Below are 21,995 nucleotides of genomic sequence, written 5' to 3'. Positions count from 1 at the left end.
AATACTGGATCACCCGCTTTCGCGAAAGCGGGTGATGACACCGCGTGTTTGACATCTTGAAGCGACAACCATCCTCATCGTCGTCCTGGCGAAAGCCAGGACCCATTACCCCGAAAGCTCATCGCTGGGCGATGCTGGGCCGCAATCCCGTTCACACTGAATGCGGTGGTTATGCGTCCTGGCTTTCGCCAGGACGACGAATGGAAGGAGCCGGGCCCATCACCGCCGCGACAGCGGCGGGGGCGGCGGCGGGGCGGTGGCGCCGGCGGCGAGCGAGCGCTGCACCATCACGGTGTCGGACCAGCGGCCGTAGCGATAGGCGACACCAGGCAGATGGCCCACGCGGGCGAAGCCGAAGCGGTCGTGCAGCGCGAGCGAGGCGGCGTTGTCGCTGTCGATATAGCCGATCATCTGGCGGAAGCCGGCCGCGGCGCAGGTGTCGACCAATTCCTGCAACAGCCGGCCGCCGACGCCCTTGCCGGTGAAGCGATGGTGAATATAGATCGAATGCTTCACCGTGTAGCGGTAGGCCGGACGCTTGCGGAACTGGACGACGTAGGCGTAGCCGACCACCTCGCTGTCGCACACCGCGACGAGATGCGGCAGGCGGGTGTTGCGCAGGTTCTTGCGGCGGTCGCGCAGATCGTCGGGCTCGGGCGTGCCTGAGTCGTCGACGCTCTCCTCGATGCCGTGGCGGATATGATAGCGGTAGATCGACAGCATCGCGTCAACGTCGCTGTCACGGGAGGGACGGACGGTGATCTTGTGATCATTCTCCATTGCGTACTGACCGTTCCCTTATTCGGAGACCACATAGGTGTAGAAGCGGACACGGCCGGATTCGTCAATCTCCTTGTAGATGCCCTGGACCTCGACCTCGAAGCCCGGAAACGCGTTGAAGCTCGCCTCGAACATCTTGAGATAGTCGATCATCGGCTTGCTTCGTTCCGTCAGCCGCTCGCCGGGCACGATGGTGGCGATGCCGGGCGGATAGACCACGAACGGCGTCGCGGCGATGCGGCCGAAGATCTGGTCGATCGGCAGATAGTCGACGTCGTTGCGGATCAGATATTGCGCTGCCTGGCGCGGCGACATCGCGATCTCAGGCAGATGTTCGGGCAGGAATTGCTTGGCCTGCAACGTGCTGACGCCGCCGTCGCGGAAGAAGCGGTGCATGTCGCCGCAGAGGTCGCGCAGCCGCACCCCGCTGTAGCGTTGCGGGCGGCGGCGGAAGAATTCGGGGATGACGTCCTCGATCAGCGCGTTGTCGTCGTGCAGCTTCTTGAAGGCCACGAGCCCGGACACCAGCGTGCCGGCCTTGCTGGCCTCGACGCCGGGCGTCAGCAGGAAGAGCAGGGAGTTGAGGTCGTTCTTCTCGGCGACGATCTGGTTCTCGCGCAGATATTGCGCCACGACCGGCGCGGGGATGCCGTGATCGGCATAGGCGCCGGTGGCGTGATTGAAGCCGGGCGTCAGCAAAGTGAGCTTGTTCGGGTCGGTCATGGCAAAGCCCGACGTCAGCTCGGGGAAGCCGTGCCAGGTCTCGCCGGGGTTGAGCTGCCAGTACGACGGATTGGTCGCGAGCTGGTCGGTCGAGATGGTCTCCCAGGCGACATTGTGCACGCCGTTCTCGCGCGCGACGTCGGGGATCATCACACGATCCGGCACGAACGGCTCGAAGAACCAGCGCCGCTCGGGACGCGTCTCCTTCTCCTCGAACTCGCGCTTCACCGCGCGGATCTTCTTGCGCAGCTCGATGCCGAGCCGGATCGTGTCGTCCCACAAGACTTCGCCGGAGCGGCCCTTCATCATCTGCGCGCCGACGTCGAGCGAGGCGAAGATCGGGTAGAACGGCGAGGTCGAGGCGTGCTGCATGAAGCTTTCGTTGAAGCGGCGGTGCTCGACCCGGCGCTTCTGGCCCTTGATGTGGCGGTCGCGGATGTGGATCTGCGAGGCCTGCGAGAAGCTCGCGAGCTGCTTGTGGGTCGACTGGGTGGCGATGATGCCGGGCGCCTCGGCGCCGAGATTGGCGAGCCCCATCGCGAAGCGGCCGGCATAGATCGGGTGGAATTTCATGAAGCCGGCCCAGGCCTCGTCGAACAGGATGTAGTCGCAGAGATGGCCGATCCGCTTCAGGATCATCTCGGCGGAGTGGATGGTGCCGTCATAGGTGCACTGCTCGACCACCGCGACGCGGAACGGGCGCTCCTTCTTCCAGGCGTTCTCGTCCTTGACCAGCGGGTGCTTGCGGATGTGGTCGCGCAGCGTGCCCTCGTCGAGCAGGTCCCAGCGCATCGGGCCGATCAGGCCCCAGGCGTTGCGCACCGTCGGCACATAGACCGGGATGCCGCCGCCGATCAGAAGCGCGCCGTGATGGGCGGCCTTGTGGTTGTTGCGGTCGAAAAGCACGAGGTCGCCGTCGGTGACCAGCGAGCCGAGCGCGACCTTGTTGGAGGTCGAGGTGCCGTTGAGCACGAAATAGGTCTTCTCGGCGCCGAAGATCCGCGCCGCTTCCTTCTGCGCCTTCAGCGCCGGTCCCTCATGGGTGAGGAGGTCGCCGAGGTCGAGCACGGAATTGTCGAGGTCGTCGCGGAACACGGCTTCGCCGAGATGCTCGACGAACACCCGGCCGATCGGGCTGCGGCTGTAGAACACGCCGCCATTGTGGCCCGGGCAGGTCCAAAGCTGGTTGCCTTCCTCGGCATAGTCGACCAGCGCCCCGAAGAACGGCGTCTTCAGGTTCTCGGCATATTGCTTCAGCCTGGAGATCAGGTTCTTGGCGATGAAGGGCGGGGTCTCCTCGGACAGGAACACGTAGCCGTCGATGAAATCGAGCACCTCGACCGGCAGGTCCTCGAACCGCTTGCGGCGGATCAGGAGGATGATCGGGAAATCGAGGCCGCGCCGGCGCATCAGATTGATCAGCGCCGCGGTCTTGCCCTCGAGCCCCTTCTTGCCCCAGTCGACCACCATGCAGCCGATCGCGGCATCGGTCTGCACCGCGATCTCGGCATCTTCCAGCTTGCGGGCGCGGACCACCTCGAAGCCGGAGCGCTCGATTTCGGTGATGATCTGGTTGAAGCGGATGCCCTCGAGGTCATCGGCCTCGAAAACCGGCGCGGCAAACAGGAAGTTGAAGCGTTTGAAATAGTCCATGCGTGTCCCCGATCTGTACCGGCGCTGACGTGTCGGCACAATTCATGACAAAGAGATGACAATGGGGGTCGCAGGATATCGAATTGGTGCTCCGGAGCGCCGCGCCTCAGGGCGAGGCCCGAACCCGAGGATATTCCAGCTGCGTGGCGACAAAATCTGCCGTCGCCCGGCCATAGCGCGTCTCGATCCCGGCGAGGGTCTGGTCGAGCGCCTGCGCGGGCGGCGTCGTGCCGACCGCGGGCAGCAGGCGGTCCGCAGGCCAGCTGGTTGCCACCGCCTGCGGATAGATGCGCAGGCCGTTGCGGCTCGTCACCGCGTCGCCGGTGGCGGCGAAGGTCGCAGCATGCGAGCGGAAGGTTCGCGACCAGCTGTCGGCGACCAGCGCCAGCGAGACCTCGTCGACACCTGGGACCAGCGCGAGGCCGAACTGCTCCCGGTTCCAGAATGCCAGCGTGTTTCGGATCGCGGTCAGCGCGAAGGGGCGGGTGAACGTGAAGGCGCTGCTGTCATGCCGCGCATCCCAGCCGGGCAGGCCGATCTCGCGGGCGACGGCCTCGGCCTTGTCGCGGCCGGCGATCGCCTCGACCAAGGTGAGCGACATCGGCATCGACGCCGAAATGCCCGTCGTCGTCGCGACGCCGCGGTCGACCACGATGCGGCGGTCGGCGACGTACCGGATCGCGGGATGATTGTCGCGCCAATCCTTCAGGTAGAACCAGTGCGTGGTCGCGCGGCGGCCGTCGAGCAGGCCGGTGGAGGCAACGACCTTGCCGCCGGCGCAGATGCCGACGATCACGGCGCCTTGCTCCGCCTGCCGCCGGATCCATTGCATGACAACAGGGTCGTCGTCGCGGCTCATCGCCGGCACGATGACGTAGTCGGCGCCGTCGGGATGCGCGGCGTCGAACGCGGCGATGGTCGCATCCGGCTCGACCTTCAGCACCGGGAACAGCGTGACGGGACCGGGTCCCGTCGCCAGCGTGACGACATCGGCGATATCGGCGCGTTTGAGGATGCCGTAGGGCATCAGATAGTCGGTGGTCTCGGTCATGTCGTTGATGCCGATGATCGCGATCAGCGGGCGCGCGCGCTTCGGCGGCTTCAGCGCCGCCAGTGTCGCGTCGTGTTCCTGCGTCGCGATCGGCGGCTGAACCCGGTAAGCCGATGCGGCGGGCAGGGTGAAGAGCCAAATGCCGCCGATGATTGGAACCAGCGCGGCCACGGCGATGCCGCTCCACGCGAGAAGCCGCCAGGTCATGATGATCGATCTCGTATCCGCTTGCGTCGCCCGGTGCCGAAGCTAGTTGGCGCGCATGCAGATCGGAATGGCGAAATTCCCGCAAAAACGGACACACGAAAAGTGGTCGGACGGGTAGCCCGGATGAGCACCAGCGACATCCGGGGCCGCTCCTTCCCCGCATGTCGCGGAGCCTGTCATCGGGCGCGCGTTCGCGCGACCCGTTGGCTCATGCGGGCTACACGTCGCGCTCAATAGACGAGATTCGTTCCCGGCGGCTTCTCCAGTGCCTCCGCCAGCGTGCGATACTCCGCGCAGTCCGTGCCGCAGATCTCGGCGATCCGGCTCAGATGATACTGCGCGGCATCGCGGTTGCCCTGTTCGATCTGCCACAGGCCGTAATAGTTCCAGGTCAGCACGTGGTTCGGATCGGCCTTCAGCGCGCGCTCGTACCAGACCTGCGACTGCTTGTAGTCGCCGAGCTTGCGGTAGGAGTAGCCGATCAGATTGGCGACGTTCGGATGATCGTCGTTGCCAAGCGCGTGCAACTGTCCGATCGCGGCGGCGTAGTCGTTGCGCCCGTAGATCGTCGCATAGGCTGCGCGATAGCCGTCGCGGAATGCCGGATCGTCGAAGCTCGACTGCTTGGCGGGCTTCTTCTTCTGGGTGGTCCGCTTGCCCTTCTCCTGAGGGTAGGACGGTGGGGCAGGGGTGCTGTAGCTCGACCCGTAGAGCTCACCGCCGCCTGCTCCTCCTCCTCCGCCGCCACCGCCGGCAGCGCGGGCGGTCTGCTGAGGGGACAGGATGATCGGCGCTGTCAGAAATGCCGCAAGCATTGCGAGCTTCGTCGGTGACTTGATCATGCGCACCTCCCGATTCGACGTGGACCGTCATTGATCTGAAGCACTAACTCTCGATCGCAGGAGACATTCCGTGCGTTCTGAAAAATATCTGTCGATGCGGCAATCGCACTGTCGCTTCCGGACGTTGCACTTGCGCGTGCGGGCTGGTTTGTTCGCCGAAACTAACATCGGTGTTAGAATCTGACGCGCAGCGACAAGGACGATTGATGATGCAGACGGACCTCGCGGCGATCTGTCGGAACTACATCGACTGTCTCAATCGGCAGGATTGGCCGCAGCTCGGCGAGTTCGTGGCCGACGATGTGTCCCACAACGGCCAGCGGCTCGGCCTGTCGGGTTATCGCGCGATGCTGGAGAGAGATTTTCGCGAGATCCCGGATCTCAGCTTCAACATCACGCTGCTGATGTCAGATGCGTCCCATGTCGCGTGCCGGCTGGCGTTCGACTGCGCGCCAAAGGGCACCTTCCTCGGGCTCGCCGTCAACGGCAGGCGCGTCTCGTTTACCGAGAACGTGTTCTATGAATTCCGCGATGGCAAGATCGTGCAGGTCTGGTCGGTGATCGACAAGGCGGCGATCGAGGCTCAGCTGGCGTGAGTGTCGCTCGGACGCGCAGCCGTAGCCCGGATGAGCCAACGGGTCGCGCGAACGCGCGCCCGATGACAGGCTCCGCGATATCCGGGGTTCGTCTTCCCGCATATCGCTTCGCTCATGCGGGTTACCGCCGTTCTTATTTCTGCTCCAGGTGCCAGGCGCCGTCCCAATCGGCGACCGGCGGATTTTGCCTGAAGGCTGCGGCGCGTGCCTTCATGGCGATCGACGGGCCGTCGCCCGGCACCGCGGTGAGCGCCGCGGCGAACGCCTGCTCGGCATCGTCCCAGCGCCGTTCGCGATAGGCGGCGAGACCATCCGCATAGTGCTGCCGCAGTTCGGTCTGCGCCGGCGTCAGTTCGTCCTTCATGCCGATGATCTCGAACACGGCGACCGGCTGGGTCTGGCCGAACACGACCAGCCGGTCGACCTCGCGCAGCTCGATGGTGGTGGCGCAGGCCGCCGCGGTGGCCTCCGAGATCAGGCTGCGGCTGCCGTAGAACTTGTTGGCGCCTTCCAGCCGCGAGGCGAGGTTCACGGTGTCGCCGAGCACGGTGTAGCTCATCATGAATTCGGAGCCGATGCTGCCGACCAGCGCCTCGCCGGTGGCGATCCCGATCCGGATGTCGCAGTCGGCCGGGATCGCGCGCACCCCGAGCAGCTCGGGCAGATCCTTGCGCAGCTTGTTGACCTGGCCGATCATGTCGATGGCGGCAAGCGCGGCCAGATGGGTCTGCTCGGTCTCCTCGACGAAGGGGGCGCCCCAATAGGCCATGATGGCGTCGCCGATATATTTGTCGATGATGCCGCGATGCGCTTGGACCGGCGCCGACATCGTCGACAGATAGAGGTTCATGATCTTGACGAGGCCGCTCGGTGTCACGCCTTCGCTCAGGCGGGTGAAGCCCTTCATGTCGCAGAACATCACCGTCATGACGCGGCGCTGCCCTTCGGTGGCGGCGATCGCCGGCTGTTCGAGCAGGCCCTCGGCGATCCTTGGGTTGATGTAGCGGCCGAAGGTCTCGCGGATGCGCTGGTTGTGGCGCAGCGTCTCGATCATGCGGTTGAAGGCGGCCGAGAGCTGGCCGATCTCGTCCTGGGTCGTGATGGCGATGGCGCCGTCGAGCCGACCCGCCTCGACCTCGCGGGTGCTCTCCAACAGGCGCATCACCGGGCGCGTGATGCCGCTGCCGACCAGCATCGCGAACACGAAGCCGAGGATCGCGGCAATCGCGGTCACGACGCCGGAGATGATGATCGCCCGCTGCTGGGCGCTCATCACCTTGGCCGCGGCCGAGGCGACCTGCGCCAGCATGTCGGTCCGGATGCCCTCGATCCGGTTGTTGAAATCGTCACGCAGGGCGTCGGCACGGAGCATGGTCTGCCGCGCGGCCGCAAAGTCCTTGGCGTCGAGTTGCGAGAGCAGCGTCTTGTTCTCTGTGTTCAGCCGCATCAGCAGGTCGTTGACGGCATTGTCGATGCGGTCATCGAGACGCCCGAGGGCGGCATTGTCTGATGGCGTCGAGGGATCGGCGATGATCGCGTCGATCTGCATGCGTGCGGCATCGGTGTCGCGCTTGATCTGGGGCTCAATCTCGTCGAAGGTCTTGCGCGCCGCCGCGTAGCCGGTGTCTTCGCCCGGCGGCTGCATCTTCGCCAACATCATCCGGCGCATCGCCAGCGACCGCTCCAGCGAGCGGACGTTGATGCGAGCGAGATGGCCATAGGCGGGGATGTAGCGGTTGGTCAGCTCGTCCAGGAGATGGCCGACCTGGCCCGCCATCACCATGGACAGCAGCGAGGTGATCACCGCGAGGACGATCAGTCCCGCGGCAATGCCGACGATCTTCTGCCTGATCGAATTTCGAAACATGCCGAGCCCCGCCGCAGCTGCAATAAGCGAGTCACCCCGCCGTGGCGGCGAACCAGCTAATAGAGTTCCGCGGCCCGCGGCGCAAGCGACCGGTTCCGGTCATCCCGTCGTCAGACGGCCGTCAGGGGCTAGCGCAGGCCTTCGTAGACCATCAGGCCGCGCGCGATGGCGAGCTTGCGCAGGGTCCGCGGCACGAACCGTTCCTGGGGATGCAGGTAACGCCACGAGGTCAGCACCAGGTCGTGCAGCCGGGTGACATCGTCCTCGAACGGGGCGAGCAGGCCGGTGAGGCTCGCCGGCATATGGACCCGGGCGGTGAACGGCAGCAGCAGCAGTTCGAGCTGCGCCTTGGAGCCGGTCTCGGTCGTGGCGGTGATGCCGGCGATCGCCGGCAGGGTCTCTTCGACGACGCAGGTGATGATGTCCTCGATCTCGCCGCGGTTCGCCCCGGTGAACAGGGCGGAAAAGCTCTGGTTCTTGAGGTCGCAGCCGAGCAGGGCGGAGGTGCGGGTGCCGGCGACGCGGAACGGAAAGCGGGTCTCGCCGTCGTAGGACAGCACGAAGATGTCGGACAGCAGCTCGCGCACCGCGGACGGCTCGAACTCACTCCGGTCGGGTGCACGTGCGGTGCCGCGCTTCGCATTCCAATAGGCGAAGAACTCGCGGCTGGAGCTGTGTTTCATCTAAAGAACCTTGCCCGGCACCTGTCTCGGCGGGACACATCTGTCCCGGTTTTGCTCAGGCGCCTTCCCTTCTCTGTTGTGCAGGGAAGGCTGTGCAGCGTCCATGCCGTGGGCCGCGGTTTGGGCGGCTTATCGGCAGCTTTGTGTTGTTAACGTAAATTTAACTATGTCCTTGGCGTCCGCGGGAGGTCCGCATAGGGTCCGCCCGTTCCCGTTCACGCCGGCTGCCCCAAGCGCCGGTGCGGTTGGTACACAGGTGGCTTCAAACAGTTTGGTCATCGTGCGGGGAGGGGTGGGGATGTTCTCCCGGTCCTCCTGGGGCACGACAAGACCGGCCGATCAGGGAGGGTGTTCTCAGCACCCTCCCTTTTCTTTTGTCTCGATTTCGGCGTCGCGCGACACCCGCTGTCCGATTACGGGATTGTGCACTTGCACAGGGGCGTGAAAGCCGCCTATCTCTGATTCACAGCCGCATCGAGGTCGCCGACCCCTTGGACTCCCATCCCGAATCCCCGCTCGCGCCGCCGCCGGAGGCGCCGCGCGAGCCGATCCTGACCCTGCCGCCGGCGCTCACCGCCTACATCCTCCTGATCGCGGTGATCCACCTGCGGGTGCTGCTGCCGCCCGAGATGGAGAACTGGACCATCGACGTCTTCGGCTTCATCCCGAAGCGCTACGATTCGACGCTGCTCGACATCACCTTCCCGGGCGGGGAAGGCGCCAAGGTCTGGACCTTCGTCACCTATTCGCTGCTGCACGCCAACCTCACGCATATCGGCTTCAACGTGCTGTGGCTGCTGCCGTTCGGCAGTGCCCTGGCGCGGCGCTTCGGCGCGGTGCGCTTCTTCGTCTTCATGGCGGTGACGGCCGCCGCCGGTGCGCTCGCGCATCTGTTGACCCATGAGCACGCGATCGCACCGATGATCGGTGCGTCGGCCTCGGTGTCGGGGACGATGGCGGCAGCGATCCGCTTCGCCTTCGTGAAGGGCAGCTTCCTGTCGTTCAGCCGGGGCGACGCCGAGGCGGCCGCCAAGGTGCCTGCGCTGTCGCTGTGGCGGGCGCTGCGCAACGGACGGGTGCTCGCCTTCCTGGCGATCTGGTTCGGCGTCAATATCCTGTTCGGCGCCACCTCGCTGTCGCTCGGCGGCGAGGAAGCGAGCGTCGCCTGGCAGGCGCATATCGGCGGCTTCCTCGCCGGGTTGCTGCTGTTCTCGCTGTTCGATCCGATTCCGCGCGCGCGAGACGATGCTGCGGATGCGTCGTCGGTGGATCAGTCGGGACGCGTCTGATCGCCGCTTGCGGCTCGGTTCGAATTCCTCCATCATCTTTGCGACGCAGAAACAAAGCGGGCCGACAAATCGAGCCCAGCTACCGACCGCGCCCCGGAACCGAAATCGGCGCGGAACTGTTGATTGAAGACTCTGGCGAACAGGCTCGACCCCGCTGAAGTGGGGCACGACGGATTCAGGGAGACGACAATGACGGTACGTTCCATTCTCGATGCAAAGGGCCATCAGGTCATGAGCGTCGCGCCCGGCGCGAAGCTCTCGGCCGCGGTCAAGCTGCTCGGCGAGCGCAAGATCGGCGCGGTGCTGGTGATGGAGCAGGGCCGAATGGAAGGCATCCTGTCGGAGCGCGACATCGTGCGCGTGCTCTCAGAGCGCGGCGCCGGCGCGCTGGACGAGCCGGTGAGCGCGGTCATGACCAGGAAGGTCGTGAGCTGCCGCCAGTCCGACACGGTCAGCGGCATCATGGAGATGATGACAACGGGCAAGTTCCGCCATCTGCCGGTCGTTGAGGACGGCAAGGTGGTCGGGGTGATCTCGATCGGCGACATCGTCAAGAGCCGCGTGCAGGAATACGAGCGCGAGCAGGAAGCGCTGCGCGACTACATCAAGACCGCCTGAACGCCAAAAGACGGCCCTAAGCTATTTCCCGGTCGTTCCCGCGCCGGTCGACGGCGGCACCAGGATATCGATCGCTTCCTCGATCGCGCTGATGGAGCGCTCGGCCGCACGGATGCCGTGCGCGATCAGGTCGTCGGCGCGGTGGAAGTCGAACCAGCCGATCTGGCCGACCCGCGGCGAGATCAGCATGTCCGGCGGATCGCCGGCGAGGCGCGCGCGGGTGATGCGGTCCTGCATGATGTTGAAGGCGTCGACCATGACGCTCGAGATCCCGGGCCGGCTGGCGCTGCCGAAAAATTCCCGCTTCACGGTGCGCTCGGCGGAGAAGAAGCGGCCAAACCCGCGCTTCGGCGGTTCCGGCTCAATATCTGCCTCAGCGGTCGCCGCGACCGTCACTTCGGGCGCGGGGGCCGCCGCGCCGTGATTGTAGATCGTGGTCGAGTGGGCGAACACGTCGCTGGAGAGGTTCGCGGCAATCACGATCTCGGCGCCGAGCGCGCGGGCGGCGGAGACCGGCACCGGGTTGACCAGCGCGCCGTCCACCAGCCAGCGGTCGCCGATCAGGACCGGGGCGAAGATGCCGGGCAGGGCGTAGGAGGCGCGCATGGCGTCGACCACGCGGCCTTGGGTTATCCAGATCTCGTGGCCGGTCCGCACTTCGGTGGCAACGCTCGCGAACTTGACCGTGAGGTCCTCGATGTTGGACTGCCCCAGCGCCGCCTCGATCTCGGCGGCGAGCTTGGTGCCGCCGATCAAGCCGGAGCCGTTGAGGCGGATGTCGAGGTAGCCGAGCACGCTGCGCGGCTGCAGGCTGCGGGCCCATTTCTCCAGCGTATCGATATGGCCGGCCGCATAGGCGCCGCCGACCACCGAGCCGATCGAGGTCCCGACCACGACATTGGGGACGATGCCATGGGCGAGCAGGGTCTTGATGATGCCGATATGGGCAAAGCCGCGCGCGGCGCCGCCGCCAAGCGCAAGTCCGATCACGGGCCGGCGAACCGGTCCCAATCCTACCTTGTCGGGGCCGTCGGAGCTCTTGTGGCCTCGGCCCATCCAGCTATCCAACACGACAATTCTCCTGCCAGCGCCAGACTAGGCCGCACAGCACGGCTGCGCCAGCGTCGTCCGTCTTCATGGTTATTCCCCACAAAGGCATGATTCATGCCCCGGGTGGACCGCGGTAGGCAGGGAATGTGACTGGACCGCGACGATAGGGCTAACATCGGCTTGATCGCGCGGTTCCAAACGGGGGGACAGCCCCGCCAGGACTGTGACGAAGCTTCGACGAAGGCTTGAATTTGCCGCGTTTTCGTTGAAAAGCATGGGGATGATCTCGAGGGGCAACGGCATCGGCGGATGCGGGCGGGGCATGCGGCTCCTTCCGCTGCTGACGCTCGCGGCATTTTTGCTCGCCCTGGTCCCCGGTTCCGTGTCGGCGCAGTTCTTCAGCGACCGGCCGCCGCCGATCCCGCCGGCCTCGGTGCCGGAGGTGCCGTCCGGCCCGGCGCTCAATCTGGCGCCGCCGTCCGGGGCCGGTTCAGGGCCCGTGCTACCCGGCCCGCTGACCCAGCCGACCATCGTCCAGCCCTCGATTGCGACCACGCCTCCGGTGGCGCCGCCGGCCGGCTCGCCGACCGCGGGGCAGGCGGTGCTGTCGCTGACCGCGCGGTACGGCAAGGACCTGCCGGTGATCAATGCCGGACTGGTGTGGCGGGTGTTCGCCGACAAGCCTGACGATAACGGCACCTACAAGCTGGTTCGCGAGGAACGCGGAGCGACGCCCAACGTCGTGCTGCCGCCCGGCAATTACGTCGTCCACGTCGCGCTCGGCCTCGTCAGCGCGGTGCGCGCCGTCAGCCTGAAGTCGGAGACCGATCGCGAATCCTTCGTGCTGCCGGCCGGCGGCTTGCGGATCGAGGGCCGGGTCGGCTCGAGCAAGATCCCGGCCAACCAGATTTCGTTCGCGATCTACAAGGGCAGCCAGTTCGACGGCTCGGACCGTGGCCCCTTGGTGCCCAACGTGGCCGCCGGCGACGTCGCGCTGCTGCCGGAGGGCACCTACTACATCGTCTCCAACTATGGCGACGCCAACTCGGTGGTGCGCTCGGACATTCGCGTCGCGGCGGGCAAGCTGACCGACGTCACCGTCACCCATCGCGCGGCCGTCATCACCCTCAAGCTGGTCAGCGAGAAGGGCGGCGAGGCGCTCGCCAACACCGCATGGTCGGTGATCACGCCGGGCGGCGACGTGATCAAGGAATCGATCGGCGCGTTCCCGCGCGTCGTGCTCTCCGAAGGCGAGTATCGCGCGATCGCCAAGAACGAGGGCAAGGTGTTCGAGCGTCCCTTCAACGTCGTCAACGGCGTCGATGGCGAGGTCGAGGTCGTGGCGCGCTGACGCCAGACCGCGTTGCATTTCATGCAACTGTCATAGTCTCTAACCCGAACTAACCATCGCGCAAAATTGAGCCGTCATAATCGCTCGCGGCACCGCGCGTCATCGCTATTTTTACATGGCGTTAAGCCGCGGCATGACTTGGATGCGGTGGGGACTACGTTTTGCGTGGGGCGTGCCATGGTCATGGCCAACAAGAATTCAGCAAAGACATCGGCCAAGTTCAATTCCGAGATGTTCGCCGACGTTCCGGTGCTGCAACGCAAGTGGCAGGCCGCGGTTCGTCCCGGCGAAAAGCTGCCGCACTATGAAGACGTGATGCTCGGCAGTCTCGGCCGGCTCGCCGATCATATCGTGCTGCTGCGCAACGTCGACGGCGTGCTCAGCGTCTCGCACACCGGCCGCTACGTCCAGACCTGGCTGAACGACGATCGCTGGGACATTCCGCTCAGCGCGCTGCCGCCGGACTGCGCCACCGCGCTGACGGAAGCCGCCGCCAACGCGCGCGAGAACTGCCGGCCCTATCTGGCATCGGCGCACTGCGTGCGCGATGGACTGGTGCGGACCTTTGACGTGCTGGCGCTGCCGACGCGGTCGCGCTGGGGCGGTATCCTGGTCGGCGTCTACGTCAACGAGCGCAGCGCGCAGTACAATCTGCTCGACACGATCTTCTCGGCCACTGATGAGGGCGTGCTGTCGCTCGCGGCGATCCGCGACGCGCGGGGCGAGGCGGCCGACTTCCAGATCGTGCATCTCAACCAAGGCGCAGCCAAGCTCTTGATGCAGCCCGCGACCGAATTGCTGTGGCGCCGGCTCAGCGCCGGCGGCAATCCGCTGGCGGCGCCGGCGGTGATGGAGCGCCTGCGCGGCTTCGTCGGGAGCGGTCCCGGCGGCCAGTTCGAGATCGACAGCGGCGATCGCTGCCTGCGACTCGGCGTCACCGCGTTCGGCGACATGCTGTCGCTGACCGTCTCCGACGTCACCGCGCTGAAGCAGCGCGAGGTCTCGTTCCGCCTGCTGTTCGAGAACAACCCGATGCCGATGTGGGTGTTCGACGCCGGCACGATGGAATTCCTGAGCGTCAACGACGCGGCCGTCCAGCACTATGGATACAGCCGGGAGAAGTTTCTCGGCATGACGCTGCGCGAGATCTGGCCGGTGGACGAGTGGAACGTGCACAGCGCCGCCCTGCGCGACGTCGGCGATGTCTATCAGTCGAGCCGCGACTGGCGGCACATCAGGGCCGACGGCACCGAGATCCATGTGCTGACCTTCGGGCGCAAAGTCGCGTTCGAGGGCCGCGACGGCTATCTGGTCGCGGTGGTCGACATCACCGAGCGCCGCGCTGCCGAAGCCCGGATCGCGCACATGGCGCACCATGACGGCCTCACCAACCTGCCGAACCGCGACTTCTACCAGGAGCGCCTGAGCGAGGCGCTGGAGCGTGGCCGAAGCGGCAACAAGCGCGTCGCGGTGATGTGCGTCGATCTCGATCTGTTCAAGAACGTCAACGACTCCTTCGGGCATCCGATGGGCGACCGGCTGCTCAAGCTGGTGGCGGAGCGGCTGCGCGAAGTGGTCCGCGACGACAATGTGGCGGCCCGCCTCGGCGGTGACGAGTTCGCGATCGTGCTTGCTTCCGACGTGTCGCCGAACGAGGCGAGCGCCTTTGCCGAGCGGCTGATCGATGCCCTGAGCGCGCCCTACAACATCGACGGGCTCGAAGTCGTGGTCGGTGCCAGCATCGGGATTGCGCTGTCGCCGGGCGACGGCACGACGTCGGAAGAATTGATGCGCAATGCCGACATGGCGCTGTACCGCGCCAAGTCCGAGGGCGGCGGCGTGCATCATTTCTTCGAACCGGAGATGGACCAGCAGGCGCAGAAGCGCCGCGACATGGAGCGCGATCTGCGCGCGGCCTTCAACAACGGCGAATTCGAGCTGCACTACCAGCCGCTGGTCGATATCGCGGCCGACCGCATCTCGGGGTTCGAGTCGCTGCTGCGCTGGCGCCATCCGCAGAAGGGCATGGTGTCGCCGGCGGAATTCATCCCGGTTGCCGAAGACATCGGCCTGATCGTCGCGCTCGGCGAATGGGTGCTGCGCGAAGCCTGCGCGGAGGCGATCAAGTGGCCAGCCGACGTGAAGGTTGCCGTCAATCTGTCGCCGGTCCAGTTCCGCAGCCGCAATCTGGTCCAGGCGGTGATCTCGGCGCTGGCGCATTCCGGCCTGCCGGCGCGGCGGCTCGAGCTCGAGATCACCGAGTCGGTGTTTCTCGCGGAGACCGAAGCCAATCTCGCGATCCTGCATCAGCTGCGCGAGCTCGGCGTCAGCATCTCGATGGATGATTTCGGCACCGGCTATTCCTCGCTGAGCTATCTGCGCAGCTTCCCGTTCGACAAGATCAAGATCGACCGCTCGTTCGTGAAAGACCTGGCGAGGCGCTCCGACTGCGTTGCGATCGTGCGCGCGATCTCAGGTCTCGGCCGCAGCCTCAAGATCACGACGACGGCGGAGGGGGTCGAAACCGTCGACCAGCTCGACTGGTTGCGGGCCGAAGGCTGCAACGAGGTGCAGGGATTCCTGTTCAGTGCGGCGAGGCCGGGAAGCGAGATCGCGGCCTTGCTGAGCAAATTTGCGGAGCGCGCGTCGAAGGCGGCGTGAGTCTCAACTCGTCATGGCCGGGCTTGACCCGGCCATCCATCATTCAGACGAGTCTTTCGGGAGATGGATTGCCGGGGCAAGCCCGGCAATGACAGCCTGGCATGATGACGGCTTTCGTAGCCCGGGTGAGCAAAGCGACACCCGGGGCGTCGGTCCCGCATATCGCTACGCTCATGCGGGCTACAAAAGCTCCTCGTTCAGAACCGCGTCACGATATCCGACAGCGCCGGGCGCGGGCGGTCCTCGCTCGGCTTGGTCGGCCGGCCGATATGGATCAGGCCGGCGAGCTTCTCGTCCGGCTTCAGGCCGAGACCGTCGAGCACGTCGCGATCGAACACGAACCAGCCGGTCAGCCAGCAGGCACCGTAGCCGAGCGCGGTCGCGGCGGTGACGATGTTCATCGCGCTCGCGCCGGCCGACAATTCCTGCTCCCATGGCGGCACCTTCGGATGCGGCTTGGTGAAGGAGACCACGCCGATCACCAGCGGCGCATCGGTCAGGCGCTTCTTCTCGACCTCGATGTCGGTGGCCGGCGCACCGGGGTTCTTGCGGGCGAAGACTTTGGCGATCACGTCTCCGGCGCGTGCCCTGGCATCGCCCTCGAACACGATGAAGCGCCACGGCGCCAGCTTTCCGTGATCGGGCACGCGCGCGCCGATCGTCAGGATAGTCTCGAGCTCGGCCGCGGACGGACCCGGGCCGGTCATCTCGCGCGGTTTCATCGAGCGGCGTGTCTTCAGGAGTTCAATGGCGTCGGGCACGGAAATGTCCTTCAAGGGGAGTCGTGCCCCCAAGATGGGGGCACGACCAGTCCTGCGAAAGCCAGTTTAGACCGATTGTGAAGATCAGGCGACGGATCGCGCCCGTTTCACGTCCGGCGGCGTCGCCTCATCCACCAATGCGGCGATCGCCTCATCGGTCGGCATCACGGTCTGGCGTTCGCTGCCGAGGCGGCGGACCGAAACCGAATGGGTCTCGGCTTCCTTCTTGCCGACGACGAGCAGCGCCGGGATCTTGGCCAGCGAATGCTCGCGGACCTTGTAGTTGATCTTCTCGTTGCGCAGGTCGATCTCGACGCGCAAGCCCGCGCGGCGCGCCGCCGCCGCCACCACCTTGGCGTATTCGTCGCCCTCGGAGGTGATGGTCGTGACCACGAGCTGCGTCGGCGCCAGCCAGAGCGGGAAGTTGCCGGCATAGTGCTCGATCAGGATGCCGATGAAGCGCTCCATCGAGCCGCAGATGGCGCGATGGACCATCACCGGCGCCTTCTTCGAGCCGTCGTGATCGATGTAGAACGCGCCGAACCGCTCCGGCAGGTTGAAGTCGACCTGGGTCGTGCCGCACTGCCAGTCGCGGCCGATGGCGTCGCGCAGCACGTATTCGAACTTCGGCCCGTAGAACGCGCCTTCGCCCGGATTGATCTCGGTGCGGATCCGGTTGCTGCCCTTGGCCTTGATCTCCGACAGCACGGTCGCCATCACGCGCTCGGCGTGATCCCACATCTCGTCGGTGCCGACCCGCTTCTCCGGTCGCGTCGAGAGCTTGACCGTGAGTTCGCCGTCGAAGCCGAAATCGGCGTAGGTCGACAGGATCAAATCGTTGATCTTGAGACACTCCTCGGCGAGCTGCTGCTCGGTGCAGAACACGTGGGCATCGTCCTGGGTGAAGCCGCGCACGCGCATCAGGCCGTGCATCGCGCCCGATGGCTCGTAGCGATGCACGACGCCGAACTCGGCGAGCCGCAGCGGCAGGTCGCGGTAGCTCTTCAGCCCGTGCTTGAAGATCTGCACATGGCCCGGGCAGTTCATCGGCTTCAGCGCGAACCAGCGCTTGTCCTCGGCCTCGTCGCCGGCAGACTGCGCCGCGAACATGTTCTCGCGGTACCAGTCCCAGTGGCCCGAGGTCTCCCACAGCACCTTGTCGAGGATCTGGGGGGCGTTGACCTCGTTGTAGTCGCCGAGCAGCCGGCGCCGCATATAGGCGATCAGCTGCTGGAAGATGGTCCAGCCCTTGGGGTGCCAGAACACCACGCCCGGGCCTTCCTCCTGGAAGTGGAACAGGTCGAGCTCGCGGCCGAGCTTGCGGTGGTCGCGCTTCTCGGCTTCCTCGATCTGCTTGAGGTAAGCGTCGAGATCTTCCTGCTTGGCGAATGCCGTGCCGTAGATGCGGGTCAGCATTGGATTGTTGGAATCGCCGCGCCAATAGGCGCCCGCCACCTTCATCAGCTTGAAGGCGTTGCCGACCTTGCCGGTCGAGGTCATGTGCGGACCGCGGCACAGATCGAACCAGTCGCCCTGGAAGTAGATCTTGATCGGCTCGTTGCCGGGAATGGCGTCGACCAGCTCGACCTTGAACGCCTCGCCCTTGTCGCGGAACACCTGCTTGGTCTTTTCGCGATCCCAAACCTCTTTCGTGAAGGGCTTGTCGCGCGCGATGATCTCGCGCATCCGCTTCTCGATCGCGGCAAAATCTTCCGGGGTGAACGGCTCGTTGCGGAAGAAGTCGTAGTAGAAGCCGTTCTCGATCACCGGGCCGATCGTGACCTGGGTGCCCGGCCACAGCGACTGCACGGCTTCGGCCAGCACATGCGCGGCATCGTGCCGGATCAGTTCCAGCGCGCGCGGGTCGTCGCGGCCGATCAGCTCGATCTTGGCGTCGGTCTCGATCGGATCGTTGAGGTCGGCGAGCGTGCCGTCGAGCGCCATCGCAACGGTACGTTTGGCAAGCGAGGGCGAAATGCCCTTGGCGATGTCGAGGCCGGTGGTCCCTTTCGGGAAATCGCGCCTCGCTCCATCAGGGAAGGTGAGGGCGATCTTGTTCACGGGTTCTGCGGGTTTGAGGTTGGACAGGCTGTATTGGAATCCGGATTCGGATTTGGGCGGCGTATCGGCCATGATGTCTCCTGTAGCTCACTCCTGCGAACGAGCGCAGGTAAGCGGAAAGCAGCGGTATAGCAGGGGATTTGACGCCTGCAATCCGGCAATATCAAGAAAATGGGCCTCCGGCCGCGCGGATTCGGCGGAGCCCCGCCTGCGTCCGACGCCGCCGAGCGTTGCGACGCTGCCGATCATCGTCTAACGTCCGGCCTCCATTTTCCGCCATCGCGCGATCCGCAAGGTTCATGTTTTCCCGTCTCCTGTTTTTCGCGGCGTTGCTTCTGGTCCCGGGCGTGTTGCGGGCGGAAGACACACCGGTCGAGAAGGCCGGGTTTGCGAAAAAGCTGACCATCTATCTCGCCAAGGGTCCGGCCAATGCCTGCGGCGCCGGTTGCGATCGCTGGATCGCGATCGAAGGCGAGATCGATCGCGAAGCCGCGCAGCGGATCCGCACCTTCCTGTTTCCCCTCAGGGACAAGCAGATTCCGATCTACCTGCATTCGCCCGGTGGAAATGTCGAGCAGTCCTATGCGATCGCGCGGTTTCTGCGGGCACACAAGGCGATTGCCCGGATCGGCCGCACCAACGTGCCGGCCTGTTCCGCTGGCACGCAGGTCGACGCGGCCTGCCTGAAGATCAAGGCGGCGAAGGGGGAGCTCGAGGCCGAGCTCACCACGCGCAATGCGATGTGCGTTTCGGCCTGCGCCTATCTGTTCCTGGGCGCGACCGACCGTGAAGTCGCGCCCGATTCGGTGGTCGGGGTTCATAACTCCAAGCTGATGTTCGTGGTCCACGGGCATCCGCCGGCGCAGGTCATCGCGGACTTCCGGCGGCGCGAGATGGTGAGTGCCGATCGCGACCGCAACCTGTTCCTCGCGGCGATGGGAATCAGCCATGAACTCAGCGACCTCATCCGCTCGGTGAAGTTCGAGAGCCTGCACGTGCTGACGCGGCCGGAGCTCTATCGATTTGGCATCGATACGCGGCCGTTGCCGGAAACGCAGTGGGCGGTGGAGAAGGAAACGCGGCCCTATCTCCGCAAGATCGTGCAGCAGAAAAAGGGCGACGGCAGTTCGTTCCGGATGATGGAGTGGCGCCTGTTCTGCGAGAACAAGGATCGCGGGCGGCTGATGTTCGTGCGTGAGTTCGACGAGGGCGCCGCCGGCAAGAGCACGGTCGTGATGATGGCCGGCGCCACCAAGGCGATCGCGTTCGGCAGGTTGCCCGCGCGGTTCGGCAGGTACGAGGTCTGGAGCGATCCGGTGACGTCGGACGTCGTCAAGGCGATGCTGGCTGCCCCGCATCTGCAGGTCGGCGAAAGCACGCCGTCGCCCGACGGCAAGCCTGAAGCCAAATCCGAGAACAAGTCCGAGAACAAATCCGACGCCCCCAAGCCCGGCTCGGTGACATTCGATATCGGCACCACCGGGCTCAAGCAGGGCTGGGCGCAACTGCTGGCGTCGTGCCCGGCGGCGACATCTGCTCCGAAAGCTGCGGGCCCGTGGCCGGCGGCGGCATCGCCGAGCGTCAACGCGGCACCGGCGGCTTCGCCGTCGCCGTGAGCGCGAGGTTGCGTGCAAGTGGCGCCATCCGATCACGTGCCATCCGATCATGTGCTATGCATTTAGATGCAGTTGCATTGAGTTCGGGGTCTGCTAACAACGCTGCGTGAAACGCTTCGCTCCCACCGCATTGATGCTCGGCAATATCGTCACCGGCTGCTCGGTGCTGGCACCGGCAGGCATGCTGGCGGAGCTGTCCAACGGGCTCGGCGTCACGATCCACGCCGCGGGTCTCCTGATCACCTTCGGCGCCATCGTGCTGTGCGTGGGCTCGCCGGTGACGGCGTGGCTCACCAGCCGGTTCGAACGCCGCGCGTTGCTGACGGCGACGCTTCTGGTGCTGACGCTGACCAATGCGGCATCCGCCTTTGCACCTGATTACAACAGTCTCCTGATCGTCCGCCTGGTGATGCTCGCGGTCGGCGTGCTCTACACCCCGCAGGCAGCCGGCACCGCGGCGCTGATCGTGCCGGTGGAGAAGCGCGGCAGCACGATCGCCTATATCTTCCTCGGCTGGTCGCTTGCGGCTGCGATCGGGCTGCCATTGATCAACTTCATCGCGAGCCGCTACGGCTTTCGCGCGACCTATGGCGGGATCGCGCTGACCGGGCTGGTGAGCTCGGTGCTGCTGTGGTGGCGGTTGCCGGCTGGATTGCATGGCGCACCGGTTGACCTCCGGACCTGGGCCGATCTCGGCCGCAATCCGACCGTCGTGCTGCTGCTGTCGATCACGACATTGCAGATGTCCGGCCAGTTCGTGGTGTTCACCTTCATGGGCCCGCTGCTCGGCAAGTTGACCGGTGCCAATGCCGACGCCATCGGCATCGTGTTCGCGCTCTACGGCATCTTCGGGTTCGTCGGCATCGCGATCGCAACGCGCATCGTGGATGCCTGGGGCGCATGGAAGACGTCGGTGGTGTTCACCGTGCTGCTGTTCGCCGGCGTGGCCGGCTGGGCACTGAGCGCCGGAGCCTATGCATTGATGGCCGCCTCGGTCGCGGTGTGGGGGCTCGGCTTTGCGTCGACCAATTCGATGCAGCAGGTGCGCCTGGTCGGTGCAGCGCCGGCGCTGGCGTCGGCGTCGGTCTCGCTCAACACCTCGGTGCTCTATATCGGCCAGGCCATCGGCTCCGCGATCGGCGGATTGCTGTTTGCGCGCGAATGGTTGCTGAGCGCGGGATACGTGGCGGCGGCCTTCGTCGCGGCGGCGCTTGCGGTCGTGATCATCACCCGCCCGCGCCCGGTGCGGACTGCCGCAGCCGAGTGAGCTTGCGCGTCACCACTTCACGCTCTGGCTCGGTACGATGAATGCCGTCGTGCTGGGCTTGGTCGAGTTGTGGGTGAAGTAGCCGTAGGCGGCGATGATCACGACGAGCAGGGCGAGCACCGCCAGCAAATCGATCTGCCGGGGATCGTGACCGTTGTGGCTGATTTTCCAGCGCATTGTTGTTTCCTCCCCAAGGAACCTGACGGGGGCGATGAAACAATGCGCCAACTATCGCCACAGTTCCGCCGGGACAGCAATGCGCGTGGCGCTTGGCGATGCCGCAGCGATTGATCAGGCGTCGTTGACGCCGCGCCAGCGGCCGAAGCGCCAGGGCAGGTACCAGTGCGCGCCCGGCGGCTTGACCGATGGCACGTTGTCGATTCCGGAGGTGCCCCAGGGCTGGCAGCGCAGCAGCCGCGCCAGCGTCATCCACCCGCCGGCCCATAGTCCGAAGCGCTCGATCGCCTCATCGCCATAGACCGAGCAGGTCGGCAAATGCCGGCAGTTGTAGCCGACCAGCGGCGACAGCGTGTGCCGGTAGATCCAGATCAGGGCGCGGCCGAAATTGCGCGGCAGGCGGCGCGCGGTGATGGCACACTCCATGCATCGTGGATGATGTGGTGTTGAATGGTCTGTCGACGGCATACGCAAGTATGTACGTAGTCTTGCGGGGGTTCCAAGCCAAGGAACTGTTCTGTTGCAGATATTTACGCCACAGTTCGCATTTAACGCACAGCGCAGGTGGCGCTGCAACAAGGGTCCTATGGACGATCCAGGTAAGCAAGGCTACCGTTCCCATAACGCGCCGATGACAGAATCGTGGCGCATTGCCATGGGGCCATTGCCACCGCTCGCATCACCAAGGGCTTGGGGGAAGGAACCAAATTGAGGCTCGTCAGGTCGCTTCCATCGCGTAGCT

General features: G+C 65.5%; 18 protein-coding genes. 7 read left to right on the top strand and 11 right to left on the bottom strand.

Annotated features, from left to right (window positions below):
* Window positions 1-219: 219 nt before the first annotated feature.
* The 4 genes from BI327_RS04385 to BI327_RS04370 form a co-directional block, all read right to left on the bottom strand.
* Window positions 220-780 (bottom strand): GNAT family N-acetyltransferase, encoded by a 561-nt coding sequence (locus BI327_RS04385; protein ID WP_076858526.1) that lies wholly within the window; start codon window positions 778-780, stop codon window positions 220-222.
* An 18-nt stretch (window positions 781-798) separates the two neighbouring features.
* Window positions 799-3,156, bottom strand: a complete 2,358-nt coding sequence (locus BI327_RS04380; protein ID WP_076858525.1) for an Orn/Lys/Arg family decarboxylase — start codon at window positions 3,154-3,156, stop codon at window positions 799-801.
* A gap of 106 nt (window positions 3,157-3,262) precedes the next feature.
* Window positions 3,263-4,414 carry a DJ-1/PfpI family protein gene (locus BI327_RS04375; protein WP_076858524.1) on the bottom strand — a complete coding sequence of 384 codons (1,152 nt, stop codon included), beginning with the start codon at window positions 4,412-4,414 and terminating at the stop codon, window positions 3,263-3,265.
* Between the two features lie 230 nt (window positions 4,415-4,644).
* A complete protein-coding gene (locus tag BI327_RS04370; RefSeq protein ID WP_076858523.1) occupies window positions 4,645-5,256 on the bottom strand; it encodes a tetratricopeptide repeat protein in 612 nt (203 codons plus the stop codon).
* A gap of 206 nt (window positions 5,257-5,462) precedes the next feature.
* Between BI327_RS04370 and BI327_RS04365 the strand changes: the two genes are divergently transcribed.
* Window positions 5,463-5,852 (top strand): ester cyclase, encoded by a 390-nt coding sequence (locus BI327_RS04365; protein ID WP_076858522.1) that lies wholly within the window; start codon window positions 5,463-5,465, stop codon window positions 5,850-5,852.
* Window positions 5,853-5,985: 133 nt separating this feature from the next.
* On the opposite strand, the gene BI327_RS04360 is transcribed toward BI327_RS04365, so the two are convergent.
* Both BI327_RS04360 and BI327_RS04355 read right to left on the bottom strand, forming a co-directional pair.
* The gene (locus tag BI327_RS04360) at window positions 5,986-7,719 is read right to left on the bottom strand and encodes an adenylate/guanylate cyclase domain-containing protein (protein ID WP_076858521.1); all 1,734 of its coding nucleotides are present in this window, start codon (window positions 7,717-7,719) and stop codon (window positions 5,986-5,988) included.
* 128 nt (window positions 7,720-7,847) lie between these two features.
* Window positions 7,848-8,402 (bottom strand): PAS domain-containing protein, encoded by a 555-nt coding sequence (locus BI327_RS04355; RefSeq protein ID WP_076858520.1) that lies wholly within the window; start codon window positions 8,400-8,402, stop codon window positions 7,848-7,850.
* Between the two features lie 491 nt (window positions 8,403-8,893).
* Here BI327_RS04355 and BI327_RS04350 point away from each other — a divergent pair, with 491 nt between their 5' ends.
* Window positions 8,894-9,691 (top strand): rhomboid family intramembrane serine protease, encoded by a 798-nt coding sequence (locus BI327_RS04350; RefSeq protein ID WP_089025366.1) that lies wholly within the window; start codon window positions 8,894-8,896, stop codon window positions 9,689-9,691.
* A gap of 189 nt (window positions 9,692-9,880) precedes the next feature.
* On the top strand, window positions 9,881-10,309 hold the full coding sequence (locus tag BI327_RS04345; protein ID WP_076858519.1) for a CBS domain-containing protein: 429 nt from the start codon (window positions 9,881-9,883) through the stop codon (window positions 10,307-10,309).
* Window positions 10,310-10,330: 21 nt separating this feature from the next.
* Here the strand turns inward: BI327_RS04345 and BI327_RS04340 are convergent, their stop codons facing one another.
* The gene (locus tag BI327_RS04340; RefSeq protein ID WP_089025365.1) at window positions 10,331-11,365 is read right to left on the bottom strand and encodes a patatin-like phospholipase family protein; all 1,035 of its coding nucleotides are present in this window, start codon (window positions 11,363-11,365) and stop codon (window positions 10,331-10,333) included.
* A gap of 274 nt (window positions 11,366-11,639) precedes the next feature.
* On the opposite strand from BI327_RS04340, the gene BI327_RS04335 reads away from it, so the two are divergent.
* Both BI327_RS04335 and BI327_RS04330 read left to right on the top strand, forming a co-directional pair.
* Window positions 11,640-12,710 (top strand): hypothetical protein, encoded by a 1,071-nt coding sequence (locus BI327_RS04335; protein ID WP_076859191.1) that lies wholly within the window; start codon window positions 11,640-11,642, stop codon window positions 12,708-12,710.
* A gap of 177 nt (window positions 12,711-12,887) precedes the next feature.
* Window positions 12,888-15,371, top strand: coding sequence for a putative bifunctional diguanylate cyclase/phosphodiesterase (locus tag BI327_RS04330; RefSeq protein ID WP_076858517.1), 2,484 nt, complete (start codon window positions 12,888-12,890; stop codon window positions 15,369-15,371).
* 197 nt (window positions 15,372-15,568) lie between these two features.
* On the opposite strand, the gene BI327_RS04325 is transcribed toward BI327_RS04330, so the two are convergent.
* Both BI327_RS04325 and thrS read right to left on the bottom strand, forming a co-directional pair.
* Window positions 15,569-16,132: a nitroreductase family protein gene (locus tag BI327_RS04325; protein ID WP_076859189.1), complete on the bottom strand. Its 564-nt coding sequence runs from the start codon at window positions 16,130-16,132 to the stop codon at window positions 15,569-15,571.
* A gap of 84 nt (window positions 16,133-16,216) precedes the next feature.
* A complete protein-coding gene (thrS, locus tag BI327_RS04320; RefSeq protein ID WP_076858516.1) occupies window positions 16,217-18,265 on the bottom strand; it encodes a threonine--tRNA ligase in 2,049 nt (682 codons plus the stop codon).
* 227 nt (window positions 18,266-18,492) lie between these two features.
* On the opposite strand from thrS, the gene BI327_RS04315 reads away from it, so the two are divergent.
* The gene (locus BI327_RS04315; RefSeq protein WP_076858515.1) at window positions 18,493-19,809 is read left to right on the top strand and encodes a COG3904 family protein; all 1,317 of its coding nucleotides are present in this window, start codon (window positions 18,493-18,495) and stop codon (window positions 19,807-19,809) included.
* 133 nt (window positions 19,810-19,942) lie between these two features.
* Complete coding sequence (locus BI327_RS04310; protein ID WP_076858514.1) at window positions 19,943-21,076, top strand: MFS transporter; 1,134 nt, start codon at window positions 19,943-19,945, stop codon at window positions 21,074-21,076.
* Window positions 21,077-21,085: 9 nt separating this feature from the next.
* Here the strand turns inward: BI327_RS04310 and BI327_RS42595 are convergent, their stop codons facing one another.
* Together BI327_RS42595 and yidD are read right to left on the bottom strand one after the other, a co-directional pair.
* A complete protein-coding gene (locus BI327_RS42595) occupies window positions 21,086-21,253 on the bottom strand; it encodes a hypothetical protein (RefSeq protein ID WP_167386837.1) in 168 nt (55 codons plus the stop codon).
* A gap of 114 nt (window positions 21,254-21,367) precedes the next feature.
* Window positions 21,368-21,679 (bottom strand): membrane protein insertion efficiency factor YidD, encoded by a 312-nt coding sequence (yidD, locus tag BI327_RS04305; protein ID WP_076858513.1) that lies wholly within the window; start codon window positions 21,677-21,679, stop codon window positions 21,368-21,370.
* Between the last annotated feature and the right edge of the window lie 316 nt (window positions 21,680-21,995).

This window comes from Bradyrhizobium mercantei (assembly GCF_001982635.1).
Classification (GTDB): Bacteria; Pseudomonadota; Alphaproteobacteria; order Rhizobiales; family Xanthobacteraceae; genus Bradyrhizobium; species Bradyrhizobium mercantei.
Note: the sequence above shows the minus strand (reverse complement) of the source record. Positions and strands in the feature narration are given on the sequence as shown.

What these genes read in the sequence shown, in the direction of transcription:
- BI327_RS04385 (WP_076858526.1), bottom strand. Translation starts at nt 780, where the DNA reads ATGGAGAATGATCACAAGATCACCGTCCGTCCCTCCCGTGACAGCGAC.
- BI327_RS04380 (WP_076858525.1), bottom strand. Translation starts at nt 3,156, where the DNA reads ATGGACTATTTCAAACGCTTCAACTTCCTGTTTGCCGCGCCGGTTTTC.
- BI327_RS04375 (WP_076858524.1), bottom strand. Translation starts at nt 4,414, where the DNA reads ATGACCTGGCGGCTTCTCGCGTGGAGCGGCATCGCCGTGGCCGCGCTG.
- BI327_RS04370 (WP_076858523.1), bottom strand. Translation starts at nt 5,256, where the DNA reads ATGATCAAGTCACCGACGAAGCTCGCAATGCTTGCGGCATTTCTGACA.
- BI327_RS04365 (WP_076858522.1), top strand. Translation starts at nt 5,463, where the DNA reads ATGATGCAGACGGACCTCGCGGCGATCTGTCGGAACTACATCGACTGT.
- BI327_RS04360 (WP_076858521.1), bottom strand. Translation starts at nt 7,719, where the DNA reads ATGTTTCGAAATTCGATCAGGCAGAAGATCGTCGGCATTGCCGCGGGA.
- BI327_RS04355 (WP_076858520.1), bottom strand. Translation starts at nt 8,402, where the DNA reads ATGAAACACAGCTCCAGCCGCGAGTTCTTCGCCTATTGGAATGCGAAG.
- BI327_RS04345 (WP_076858519.1), top strand. Translation starts at nt 9,881, where the DNA reads ATGACGGTACGTTCCATTCTCGATGCAAAGGGCCATCAGGTCATGAGC.
- BI327_RS04340 (WP_089025365.1), bottom strand. Translation starts at nt 11,365, where the DNA reads ATGGGCCGAGGCCACAAGAGCTCCGACGGCCCCGACAAGGTAGGATTG.
- BI327_RS04335 (WP_076859191.1), top strand. Translation starts at nt 11,640, where the DNA reads ATGATCTCGAGGGGCAACGGCATCGGCGGATGCGGGCGGGGCATGCGG.
- BI327_RS04330 (WP_076858517.1), top strand. Translation starts at nt 12,888, where the DNA reads ATGGTCATGGCCAACAAGAATTCAGCAAAGACATCGGCCAAGTTCAAT.
- thrS (WP_076858516.1), bottom strand. Translation starts at nt 18,265, where the DNA reads ATGGCCGATACGCCGCCCAAATCCGAATCCGGATTCCAATACAGCCTG.
- BI327_RS04315 (WP_076858515.1), top strand. Translation starts at nt 18,493, where the DNA reads ATGTTTTCCCGTCTCCTGTTTTTCGCGGCGTTGCTTCTGGTCCCGGGC.
- BI327_RS04310 (WP_076858514.1), top strand. Translation starts at nt 19,943, where the DNA reads ATGCTCGGCAATATCGTCACCGGCTGCTCGGTGCTGGCACCGGCAGGC.
- BI327_RS42595 (WP_167386837.1), bottom strand. Translation starts at nt 21,253, where the DNA reads ATGCGCTGGAAAATCAGCCACAACGGTCACGATCCCCGGCAGATCGAT.
- yidD (WP_076858513.1), bottom strand. Translation starts at nt 21,679, where the DNA reads ATGGAGTGTGCCATCACCGCGCGCCGCCTGCCGCGCAATTTCGGCCGC.